Annotated in this window: 8 protein-coding genes and 2 pseudogenes; 6 read left to right on the forward strand and 4 right to left on the reverse strand. The window is 62.8% G+C overall.

The window, feature by feature from the left end; all coding sequences use genetic code 11:
• Window positions 1-4 precede the first annotated feature (4 nt).
• Both M3461_02510 and M3461_02515 read left to right on the forward strand, forming a co-directional pair.
• Window positions 5-241 (forward strand): hypothetical protein, encoded by a 237-nt coding sequence (locus M3461_02510; GenBank protein MDQ3773316.1) that lies wholly within the window; start codon window positions 5-7, stop codon window positions 239-241.
• Window positions 242-2,186: 1,945 nt separating this feature from the next.
• A pseudogene (locus tag M3461_02515) lies at window positions 2,187-2,393 on the forward strand (LuxR C-terminal-related transcriptional regulator).
• 144 nt (window positions 2,394-2,537) lie between these two features.
• Here M3461_02515 and M3461_02520 read toward each other — a convergent pair.
• The 4 genes from M3461_02520 to M3461_02535 all read right to left on the reverse strand — a co-directional run bounded on the left by M3461_02520 (window position 2,538) and on the right by M3461_02535 (window position 6,691).
• A complete protein-coding gene (locus M3461_02520) occupies window positions 2,538-4,118 on the reverse strand; it encodes an alkaline phosphatase D family protein (protein MDQ3773317.1) in 1,581 nt (526 codons plus the stop codon).
• Between the two features lie 87 nt (window positions 4,119-4,205).
• Window positions 4,206-5,390 carry a glycerophosphodiester phosphodiesterase gene (locus tag M3461_02525; protein ID MDQ3773318.1) on the reverse strand — a complete coding sequence of 395 codons (1,185 nt, stop codon included), beginning with the start codon at window positions 5,388-5,390 and terminating at the stop codon, window positions 4,206-4,208.
• A 309-nt stretch (window positions 5,391-5,699) separates the two neighbouring features.
• Window positions 5,700-6,275: an alkaline phosphatase family protein gene (locus M3461_02530; GenBank protein ID MDQ3773319.1), complete on the reverse strand. Its 576-nt coding sequence runs from the start codon at window positions 6,273-6,275 to the stop codon at window positions 5,700-5,702.
• Entirely contained in the window at window positions 6,221-6,691 is a 471-nt protein-coding gene (locus M3461_02535) for an alkaline phosphatase family protein (GenBank protein ID MDQ3773320.1), read from the reverse strand. The genes M3461_02530 and M3461_02535 overlap by 55 nt, the downstream gene beginning before the upstream one ends.
• 33 nt (window positions 6,692-6,724) lie before the next feature.
• Here M3461_02535 and M3461_02540 point away from each other — a divergent pair.
• The 4 genes and pseudogenes from M3461_02540 (at window position 6,725) to M3461_02555 (ending at window position 10,768) form a co-directional block, all read left to right on the forward strand.
• Window positions 6,725-6,906: pseudogene (locus M3461_02540) on the forward strand (PhnD/SsuA/transferrin family substrate-binding protein).
• Window positions 6,907-7,242: 336 nt separating this feature from the next.
• Window positions 7,243-8,793, forward strand: coding sequence for an esterase-like activity of phytase family protein (locus tag M3461_02545; protein MDQ3773321.1), 1,551 nt, complete (start codon window positions 7,243-7,245; stop codon window positions 8,791-8,793).
• Between the two features lie 69 nt (window positions 8,794-8,862).
• Complete coding sequence (locus M3461_02550) at window positions 8,863-9,471, forward strand: alkaline phosphatase family protein (protein MDQ3773322.1); 609 nt, start codon at window positions 8,863-8,865, stop codon at window positions 9,469-9,471.
• Window positions 9,410-10,768, forward strand: a complete 1,359-nt coding sequence (locus tag M3461_02555) for an alkaline phosphatase family protein (GenBank protein ID MDQ3773323.1) — start codon at window positions 9,410-9,412, stop codon at window positions 10,766-10,768. The genes M3461_02550 and M3461_02555 overlap by 62 nt, the downstream gene beginning before the upstream one ends.
• The last annotated feature ends 537 nt before the right edge of the window (window positions 10,769-11,305 follow it).

Genomic DNA, 11,305 nt, shown 5'->3' on the forward strand with positions numbered 1-11,305 from the left:
ACTCTTGGCAGACTCGCTGGATTGTCAACGGCGCGCGCTGGATGGATGCCGGCTCTTGCAGGTCCGGCATGCGCATGACCTCATCGGCCACACGGTCGGCCTCGCGCTCGTACTTGTCACCGGCGCGGCCAACGGTGAGCGTGGGCTGGATGAGCTGCGAGCGAAGCCATCGCGCAGTAGCCCTGTTGCCGGCGGTTCGCTGGAGGTGCTGGACCTGAGCGCCCGGTTCGGTTCGACGTAACCGCGGAGACCGGACGGCGGACGTACGTCCGGAGCTCCGAGATCCGGCCTTGCGGGTCATCCGTTGTAGCAGTCTCGCCATCGCGGTGTCGCGCGTGAGGGGCCCTGCAGAGAGGTCGGGGCGGGAGCAGCCCCTCTCTCCGCCCTCTAATTCTAGATCGTTTGCAGCCATTCACTCAATGCGTCGGGACCAAGGTGGCGGCAGGAGATAAGGGGCGCGGTCGGATCTCGAAATGCGCCGTATGTGTTCCGACGGGACCCCGCTTCATGAGGCGGGACCTGATCTCCCCGGAGAAGGAAGCTCAGCCCCAGCGCGTACGGCGCGAGGAGGCTCCTCTGGGGGAGCGCGGGGAACGCATCTTCTCGGCGCGGCCCGCCTCGCTCTTCTGGAAGTCCTGGACCGTAGTCCATGCCCAGGCGTCCAGCCCCCTTCTCATGGCTCGTGCACTCGGCCATCACCAGCGTTCCGGATCCTTTCACGGCGATCCGGATCGGCCCCGGGCTCGGCGGCCCGAACCGAACCGGTCCTCGAAGCAGATCGGGGATCCCCGGGGCCGGCGGCAAACGCAGTCGCGTCTACGCCGAGAGGCCATGCGCGCCTCGACCACAGGCCCGGCCGAGGCGATCGTCGAGCCGGCCACCTCCGAAACTGGCATACGCTCGCCCGTCGCAAGGCGAGGTTCAGAAGCACCGCTCACCTCTCGTTGCTGCAAGGCGATCCCTTGCCTCCCTCCGGAGGCATAGACGGGGACTACGCGCAAGAGGTCGCGCAGTTGGGAGGCGCTGGTCGCACGATGCGATCTCTCGGAAGGATCGTTCGGCGAGGGGATCGTCGCTTTCCCTGAAATACGAAGCCCGAGGCCCCAAGGCTCCGAGACGTACTGACGGTAGAACCCGAGACATGGCGCCTTTCGGATTCCGGTTGCGGGTTTGCGGGCGCCGGTGCTAGGCCCAACGCCATGGCCGGTAGTGTAGCGTCCCCCACACCGATGATGCCGTCAATGGTATCTGCCAGGGCGCCTCCCCCGGTGTCTGATAGAGCGATTCTCCCAAGTGTATGATAGTTATGTTGCTTTTGGTGATTGGTGACACAACTTTCTAAATTCGCTAGGATCGTGAGCCTCCATAATCCGGTAATTTGTCACTCCAGAAATGGTAATATGTCACAGACTGCAGGTCTGTGGCCGGTTAGGATCCATGACGTCATCCAGAAGAAAGAGTACGGGACATGACCGGCTCCGTTCTGCTTCCGGCGGGGAATCGTGACCCGTACCGACAACGGATCTTCCTTTTGCGGCGTCAAGGCATCAAGTGTTATGGAGGCCGGCAGCAACCATGCCACACGGGAGGCTTTGTAGCGGCCATCGTCAATGTATCAATTGACGACGGCGATGGGCTCTCCGGGCAGGTCTATCGATCGCCCCGGCATTCGAGCCGAACAGCCTTACCTTTAAATAAGGGATCAGGCAAATCAGCGATGCCGTGAAGGAATCACGAGTAAGAAGTGGAAAGCAAATCATTACGTCCTGGAGTTGTAGAATCAGGAAAGTAACCGAGGCACTTCGGGTCTCAAACATCCCCAGTGGAATTGAGAAATGGCAGTTGTCGGTTTATATCGACGGTCCGTTTCAGCCATCTCTTTTGATGCGTATTCATTCGCATGACGAAGGCGGCGGTGTTCGCGTTATTGGTAGATCCTACGCTTGCCACGACTTGGTTTCACCAAGGCCGCCGTGGAGGAAGTGACGTCGGATATCCTCGATTGCGCCGAAGCGGGTGCGGCAGGCTACGTTACGGCGGATGCGTCCATCGACGACCTTGTTGCCGCAATCGAGCGCATCACGCATGAAGAATTGGTCTGCTCCCCGCGCGTTGCCGCCAAACTCTTCCGGCGCGTCTCAGAACGCCACGATCAGTGGGTCCCTGGCGCACCGCAGGTGAGCATGCTCACAAGCCGCGAACGACAAGTCCTTGACTTCATTCGGCAGGGCCACTCGAACAAGGAGATCGCCAGGAAACTCAACATCGCGGAGCCGACCGTCAAGAACCACGTCCACCATCTTCTCGAGAAGCTGAAAGTGGCGACCCGCGCGCAAGCAGCAGCTCGGGCCAAGCTTCCGGCAAGTCGTCGGCGCTTCGGTCTCGCGAATTGAAGTCGCGCGGGATCGGCTAGTTCCAAGGTGCCTATCCCGGTTGACGCCCAATACCCCTGGGGGTAGCGTTCGGGTGTGGCGAAGCGCTTCCCGACGACGTTGCTTGAATTCCAGCAGATATTCGGTGGGCTCAATCCCCCGATCTCAGCCCCGCAGCGCCCCCGCCTTGCCGTCCTCGATGACGAACGTCGCCAGGGTCGAGATCGGCGCCCCCGGTGTCTTCACGGTGTCCACGGCCTGCATTTCGACGACCGCGCGATCGCGCGACAGGGTGACGCGCGTGTAGCCGCGTCGGGTACCGTCGGCGAGCTTGATGTGCGGGTTTTCGGGGAGGACCGCGGCGATGCGCTCCGGCGGCCTGCCGTCGGAGCTGATAGAGGTCGTCACGAACTCCGTGGCCACGACCGGGGACCCGGGATCGTCGAAGTCGAGCTTGAGATCGGTGGCATAGAAGGCGTGGACGTCACCGCCCAGCACGATCGGGTTCGAGACGCGCCGCAGGGCGAGCGAGCGCAAGAGGCGCGAACGGGCCGCGGGGTAGCCGTCCCAGGCGTCGGTCCAGAACGACTGCCCGGGCCCGGACGTCGGATCGAGCCGGGCCATGAGGCTCTGCTGGGCGATGAGGTTCCAGCGGGCCCTCGAGCGGGCAAGGCCCTCGGTGAGCCAGCGTTCCTGCTCGGATCCGAGGATACTGCGGTTCGGATCGCTGCGCTCCGCACACGCCCCGACTGTGTTGGAACCGCCCCGTCCCGGTTTGGGGCAGGCTTGATAGTCACGATACTGGCGGCCATCGAGCAAATGGAATGCAGCCAGTCCCCCGAAGCCGACCCGCGCGTGGAGGCGCATATCGGGTCCACTCGGGCGCGCGCTCGCGGGCAGGGGCATGTGTTCGTAGTAGGCCCGGTAGGCCGCCGCCCGGCGAGCCAGGAATTGCTCGCGCGGCGTGAGATCCTGGGAGCGGTCATTGGCGTAGTCGTTATCGACCTCGTGGTCATCCCATATCGCGGCCCAGGGAAAGGCGGCGTGGGCCGCTTGCAGATCGAGATCGGATCGGTACAGCGCGTAGCGGTTCCGGTAATCGCTGAGACTCACCGCCTCCGCACCCGTGTGTGCGCGGACCGGCTGTTTTCCCCAGGAGCCCTCGTAGATGTAATCGCCGAGGTGTACGCAGAGGTCGAGCGCATCGCGGGCCATGTGCCGATAGGCCGTGTAATAGCCATGCTCATAGTGCTGGCACGAGGCGAAGGCGAAGCGCAGATCCGCAAGCCCGGCACCAACGGCCGGGGCCGTGCGTGTGCGTCCGACCGGGCTCAGCTCCGAGCCTGCCGTGAATCGATACCAGTACCAGCGCTCCGGCGCCAATCCCGTTAGCTCGACGTGTACGGAATGGGCGTCGTCCGGTCTCGCCAAGGTGACGCCGCGCCGTGCGATGCGCCGAAAGCGTTCGTCATGGGCCACCTCCCAGGCCACCTCAATGGGCAGCGCTCCCATCCCGCCACCCTGTAGCGGGTCCGGCGCAAGCCGTGTCCATAGCACCACGCCATCCTCCGTGGGATAGCCGGAGGCGACGCCGAGCGCGAAGGGATAGCGCGCAAAGCGCGGCTTGCGCGGCGCCGCGCGCACGAGCGGACTCGCGAGCGCGACCGCGCCCGCGAGCGCCCCGGTCAGGAACGTGCGGCGGGTGCAGGAAGGTTCGTCAGCGTCTCCGTTCGTCGTGCTAGCCATGGCTTGCGCCCGGAGACTACCACGAAAAGGCCTGCCCTTGCAGGCACCGGTCGAAAACGCGCGCAACGGCGGCCAACCCGCCCTGCATTACGGGTTCTGATTGCAAATCGTGGGTGCTATGCCGACGAGGTGGCGCGAGCTCAGCGCCGTGTCCGCGAAATCCGAAAACAGCCCATCCACGCCCAGGCAGTAAAACTCTAGATACTCGTCGACCGGATTGCCGCCATAGTCGCTCGCCAGGAACTGCCCCTCGTTGCGGAAGGTAAAGGGGTGGACGAAGAGGTGGGCGGCATGGGCGCGTGGTATGAGGTCCGTGGGTGGGAGGCGGGTAAGGTCGGCGTCGTTGACGGCGCCGTCACCGTTCACGTCATCTGGCTGGCCATCGCCGTTCTCATCGATGCCCTTGACGCTCACGATGTAGCGTTTCCAGGGTCCGATACCGTCCGCGTAGGTCTTGATCTCGGATAGGCCCGCATCGGTCAGGAGGTCCGCATAGGTGCGCGGATCGCCCGCGAGCACGAAGTCGAAGGGGCGATTCGGGATGAGCGTGCCGTCCAGGGCGACCCGCTTGGCGTCGATGAGCTGCACCAGACGCACGCCGGTGAGCCGGTTCAACGCCTTCAGGTTGGCGACCTCGAAGGACTGGGTGATCACCGGGTCTCGGCGTGTCTTGAATCCGTAGGCGTCGAGTATCGAAACCAGCCGCTGTTCTAGGGACAGCCCCACCGACTGATGATAGCTCGGGTGCTTGGTCTCCGGATAGACCCCGACCGGGCGGCCGCGCCGCTCGCCTTCTTGCAGTGCAAGCTCGATCACCTCCCGAAACGTCGGGACCTGGAAGAGGCCGTTGAATTGCTGCGGCCGGAACGGGACGCGCTGTACGGCACGCAGGGTCTTGATCTCGGCGAGGGTGAAGTCATCGGCGAACCAGCCTTCCTCCGTGGCGCCGTCGATCGTCTTCTGGGTCTTGCGCGCGGCGAGCTCCGGGTGTACGGCAACATCGGTCGTCTGGGTGATATTGATCTCGTGGCGCGCGATCAAGACCCCGTCCTTGGTCGAGACCAGATCGGGCTCGATGAAGTCGGCCCCCTGCCGGATCGCGAGCCGATAGGCCTCGAGTGTGTGCTCGGGCAGATAGCCGCTCGCGCCGCGATGGCCGATGACGAGCGGCGGGGCGCCCGTGAGGGTCGGAAAATCGCCGGCCGCGTGGCACGAGATGGCGGCACCCGTTAAAAGGCCGACAAAGACCAACAGTCGTTTTGAAGTGTTCATTCGCTCCCCCCCACGTGTGATTGCCCCTTGTGATAGAAGCCCGGTGTGGACCCACGCCGCTTCGGCGCAACGAGGCACAGCGTAAGGAGCCAGTATTACAATTCGGCAACAAACTCATGAACGCAGAATGAAACGGCACGGCCGCGGGCAGCAACGTCCATAGTACCGGCCATTTGTATACCACGGACGGTCACACAAAACGCCCAACCCCCTCCCAACCTCCCCCTTACGAAGGGGGAGGTTGGGAGGGGGTCCGTGGCCAGTATAATCCTGCGAGGCGATACCGAAAGCGGCTTGCGGTGCGATTCCTCAGCGATATAGAAAGCTCACGAGGTCCTTGTTGTGGGAGAATGCCGATGGGTTGGGTGCCAGCCCGTCGCAATTGTGGATCAGGAGCGGGACATCCATCTCGTGGAGCGACCCGTGCGCGCGGTAGCTCGGATCGAGATCGGCATACGCGCCGTCCATCTCGCCGAACATGGTATCGCGATCGCCCAGGACCACCATATCGCCGATGCGTTCGAGAGGCAGATGAAAACGGCTCGCGACCTCTTCGCTCGGCAAAAGGCTTTCGATGCCCGGCAGCCCGCACAGGCACGCCTCGACCCTTGCGTAGTCGTTGGGATCGTGGAGCCACAACCAGGCGCAACCGCTGTAGTTCTTGTGGTGTTGGATATAGTAGTCGCGCTCGGGGGAGAGCATGAAGCGGATCGGCATACCGGCTTCCTCGCAGACCCGCGTCAGGTCCCAGCAGCGGGTCTTGAAATTCATGCCGTGGTCCGCGGTGATGAAAAAGGCCGCGTCGGGCGCGGCGGCGCACGCCTCCCCGATCAAGGCATCGAGGCGCTCCAGGTGTTCCTGTGACGCGGGTGCCTCAGGGGGCACCTGTGCATCGGATAGTCTGTCGTATGCACATACATCAACTGGAGGTCCGGCCGGATGTTCAGGAGATCCACGGCAGCCTGCCACAACCAGCAGTTGATCTCACGGCTGTAGATCCCCGGCGGTTGCCCGTGACGCGCGACGAGATCGGTCGGCGGGTCTTCGGCGGTCGCGGCGAGCGCGACACCCTTGTTGAACAACTCGAGTGTTTTGCGCTTAGCCGACAAGAGCCCCGTGTGCACGCCACAACGCGCCGCGCGTTGAAACAAGGTCTCGACGCGTATGAGATCGCCCGAGTTCATGTAGGCGGCCTGTCCATTCTCCTCGTCGAGATAGGAGTTAGCGCAGATCCCATGCTCGGCAGGCCACGCCCCGCAGCTGATCGAGGCGTTGTTGACGTTGGTCACGCTCGGGAACATCGCCGAAACCGGCCGGCAGGTGCCAAGACGCCGGTGCGCTTGGCGGTCACCGATCTCGAGGGGCTGGAGCAGATCCAGCGAGAGTTCGGGGGGTTTCGTGATCGCCTTTCCAGGGACACGGGCATCCCGATGGAGTTCTATCCGGTGCCGAACCGTACGGCCGCGGTGGAGCCATGAACGCCAAGAAGGTCGATCTGGTACTGACCGGTCCCGCGATGGCAACCGGATGACTATCCCGTTACCGGCGCCGTCGGTGCGAGAAGGGGCCGCCGGCCGGCCAGAGATCGCGGTGCAGTGAGGCGAACGATGGCCGCGACGCACGCTTGCGTCACGCTCGAGTCATATTCCCTTGGCATCCTTGAATGCGTTCGGGACCCTCCCAGCGGGTCCCCGGTAGCCTGATGCCTAGAACGAGCCCCACTGAGCGGAGGTAACACCCTATGTACCGCGTCGATATATTGCCGAATCCACCCTTGGCAAGGATTGCCGGCTCCGGACGAGGAGCGAGAAGGGTGGCCTTTTGTCTCCTCGTGTCGTGTGCGGGATCGACAATGGCCGCGACCCTCACGGGCCGAGCGGTGCTCCCCGCCGTGACCTTCGCACCGGGGCCGACCTCGGGCAAGCTCATCGGGCCAGGACCGTTCAATGGGATTATCCCTCCGTTCCCGGACCAACAGCCCGTCCAAGGCTTTTCGGGCGCGCTCGATCGGGGCGACGGCACATTCGAGGTGATGGCCGACAACGGCTTTGGCGCAAAGGACAACTCCGCGGACTTTCATCTGCGTGTGTACACCGTGCGGCCGAGCTTCGTGACCGATAGCGGCGGGAACGCCAACGTGACGGTGGAGCGTTTCGTGGAGCTGACCGATCCCAAACGTCGTTCGGGTTTCCCTATTCAAAACGAGAACGTGCTCGGAAGGGTGCTGACCGGTGCAGATTTGGACATCGAATCGATCCAACGCGGGCGCGACGGTAGCCTTTGGATCGGGGATGAATTCGGGCCGTTCGTGCTGCACGTGTCCGCGTCCGGAGAGCTGCTCGATGCGCCTTTTCCGACACCGGGCGTGCAGAGCGACTCGAATCCCTTCATTCCCGCCGGTAGCGGAAACCTGCCCAATAGCCGAGGCTTTGAAGGCATGGCCATTTCGCCCGATGGTCGCTTCTTATACCCGATGCTGGAAGGAGCACTGAAGACCGATCCCGATCCCAAGCTCACGCTTCGGCTCTTCGAGTTCGACACCGTTGCAAAGGGCTTTACCGGCAGGCTATGGCGTTACCGGTTGGAAAACTCGGGCAACGCCTTGGGCGATCTGCAATCCATAAACGACCATGAGCTTCTCATCATCGAGCGGGACGCAGCCCAAGGACCTGCCGCCGCATTGAAGAAGGTTTTCAGGATCGATCTATTGCAGATCGATCGGGCGGGTTTTGTGGCCAAGACCGAGCCCTTGAACCTCCTCGACATCGACGATCCCAATGGGATCTCGACCTCCGTCCCCCCACCTCGCCCTGGAGACTTCGGTCTCGGGGATAGGTTCAGGTTTCCCTTCATCACCATCGAAGACGTAGTGATCCTGTCGCCTTCGGAACTCCTGGTCATCAACGACAACAATTTTCCGTTCTCGGCAGGCCGCAACCCGAGCCTTCCCGATGACAATGAATTCATTCGAGTCCGACTCGACGACGCACTCGACGTCGACCCGGAGGTTCTGGTGCGGCCACCGCTTTTGACGGCGCGCGAGGAGCTTCTGGCCGGGGCGGATGCGGCGCTCACGGGCGCGTTCGACGACGCCGGTGGATCGGGGACGCTCGCCCTTGCGGCAATGAAACGCGCCCGGGATTTATTCCGTTTATATGAGCCGAAAAGGCTCGAAAAGCGCCTACACCTTTTGCGTGAAGCGCGAGAGCTCACCGGTGTCGCGCTCGACAAGGCGGAGCTCCGCCGATCGGAGCAAGGCCGCGGCCGGCTTCATCGCAGCCTGGGGCTTGATTCGTCAGGCCCTGCCGCGAGTGAAGAACTAGAGCGGCGACTCTACCGCGGGGCGTTTGCGCAGCTACGAATGGAGCAGATCGACGGCTTGGTCGGCACCGCTAGCCGATAGCTTTGTAAGACGCAGGAGGGACCCGGTGCCCCGACTGCCTTTCGTCATTCCAACCAGAAGAGGTTCCCGATGCCAAACCGATCCTGCGAGCGCGAGGGCCACGTGATGTCCTCTGAACGGCACCAGCGTCCCGCCCCCCTATCCCTGCAACGCATGCGCACCATCCGATATTGGGCACGGTGTCTCCTATGTGGAGTATTGGCGGTGGGCTCAGTACTGAGCACGTCCGCGATTGCCGCACCCAAGGTCGTGATGCTCTCTCTGGACGGTGCCACGCCCCGTAACATCGAAAGGTTTCTGAACGATGGCACCTTGAGCGAAAGACGCGGCCTTGGGCTCCTCATCAAACGCGGGGTGATGGCGGAGCGGAATGTCACCGTGACTCCGTCGCTCACCGCTCCCGGGCATATCGCGATCGCGACCGGCTCGACGGCGGCAAAGAACGACGTCCTTGCCAACAGCTTTCACCTACTCGCCAGCCCCTTCGCGAGGAACATCAGCGGCTTTTCCGCCCCCATCGGCGGCTATCTGTTCAGTCCCCACGGGCCCGAGGAAAGTCGGGACCCGAGCGCCGAGCCCCTGTGGGTAGCGTTGGCGAGCTGCCGGAAAAAAGGTCGTGACCGCGACCTTTCCAGGCGGGGACGGGCTCGATATCCGCGTACCCGGCCTGATCGATAACCCCGTCATCCAGCCGGCGAGCGTGCGCACGGTGGACTATACGGTACCCTTCGGGGCTTTCGCCGGCTTGGGTGCGCGGGGCTTCGAGCTGTCCGGTTCGGATTTCGGTCTCGCTCCGCAAACGACGCTCGACCAACTTGAGGCCGCCGGCCGGACGAGTTTCAGCTCGGTTCGGCAGACTCCGCTCGAAACCTTCACCGTGGGAGGCGTTAGCTACGACATCCGTGTCGCGGCCCTCGATACCTCCGATGATAACGCGATCAACTACGATACCGTGGTATTCTTCGACGAAACCCAGGGGATCCTGCCTGGCTCATTCTCGCTGCCCGCGACGGGACCGGCCTTCGTGAAAGCGAATGCGGGACGCTCCAGTCTCTTCTACCTGGAAGGAAGCAGTAACCAGGCGGGCACTGCGTTCTATGTCGCGCATCTCGCCCCGGACCTATCGAGCGTCCGCATCGCGCGCTACGCGGCCAATTTCATCCCGCGCAATGAACCCGTGTCAGAAAACGTGGGCGACGCCAACAGCCACGTGGGCTTCTGGGCCCCGCAACCGGACTTTCGCATTCCCGAACGCCTGAGCCCTGGATTTGTCAACTTCCCGGACCTCGAGCTTGAGGCGATCTACCAAGATCAGGTCCGCTCCTTCGTCGATTACCAGACCCGCCTCGCCCTGCGGTCCATCGAACAAAACCAAGACGCCGATCTCGCCATGATCTATATCGAGCAGCCGGACGGCTCGGGTCATCAGTTCTTGATTACCGATCCGCGGCAGGCGACCAATCCGCTGGACGCGAGCTCCATCGGTCCGAATCAGGATCGAGCGAAAGTACTCCGTTATCGCGAATATCTTCGTCGCGCGTACCAGGTCGCGGATGACGCGGTACAACGTATCATCGAGGCCGTGGGTCAGGAACCCAATGGCCAGCCGAGGAGCAATTTCATCGTAGTCTCGGACCACGGTTTCGCCCCGTTCCATACGGCCGTCAACATCAATAACCTTCTCACAAGCCACGGGCTCGAACCCACCAAGGTCCGCGCCATCACTTCGGGACCGGCCGTGAACGTCTACATCAACCTCCAGGGACGCGAGCCGGACGGCATCGTTTCGCGCGAGGAGTACATCACCTTACAGCATCGGATCGCCGGAATCTTCGGACAATTGATCGATACCAACCCGATCTACACCATGGGAGAAGCGAGCTCTCTGGTCTTCGAAAAGGTCTACCGCCGGCCTCTGCCCACCGACGTTGCTGACCCGTCCTTTGGCCTCGGAACCAGCGAGTTCATCGGTTAAGATGGGGGCGATGTCTTCGCGCTGCTCGACGTCGGCTACAACTTCGATGGGACGCAGGCACCCGTTGTCCAGCGTCTTGGTGACCCGAGTGTAACCGCTCCGGTCTTTTCCGTACCGAACTTCTATGGCGCTCACGGCTACAATCCGAAGCAGAGAGCATGAGCGCGATCTTTCCGAAGGACCGGGTAGACGGCGGGCATCGTGAGCCGTGAACCGACTCAGGATGTCCGCCACCGGTAAGGAGCGGGGTCCGAGGCGGGAGGCCCCCCTCTAGATAAACCGATCCTCTGTCCTTGCGCTGTGGTGATCACGCAGGGGATCGGCCGCACCAGGCCGAATAATCCCCGCCCCACCGATCGCCTGCGCGGCTGCGCCGTCCGCGACTTGATACCATTCGGTACTTCCCTAATACTAGCCAAACATATTTGAAATTTGAGATCCACCGGGCGTTTGACCGATGATCTTGTTATCGAGACGAGACCAAGGGAGGGACGACCGGTGGAATGGTTCGCGAAGCTGTTTGGCAGCCTGCTGGTG

The organism is Pseudomonadota bacterium, from assembly GCA_030860485.1.
Classification (GTDB): domain Bacteria; phylum Pseudomonadota; class Gammaproteobacteria; order JACCXJ01; family JACCXJ01; genus JACCXJ01.

Bases quoted from the DNA above. Each gene is read 5' to 3' on its own strand.
- M3461_02520 (MDQ3773317.1), bottom strand. From the start codon at position 4,118: ATGGCTAGCACGACGAACGGAGACGCTGACGAACCTTCCTGCACCCGC.
- M3461_02525 (MDQ3773318.1), bottom strand. From the start codon at position 5,390: ATGAACACTTCAAAACGACTGTTGGTCTTTGTCGGCCTTTTAACGGGT.
- M3461_02535 (MDQ3773320.1), bottom strand. From the start codon at position 6,691: ATGTTCCCGAGCGTGACCAACGTCAACAACGCCTCGATCAGCTGCGGG.
- M3461_02545 (MDQ3773321.1), top strand. From the start codon at position 7,243: ATGGCCGCGACCCTCACGGGCCGAGCGGTGCTCCCCGCCGTGACCTTC.
- M3461_02550 (MDQ3773322.1), top strand. From the start codon at position 8,863: ATGCCAAACCGATCCTGCGAGCGCGAGGGCCACGTGATGTCCTCTGAA.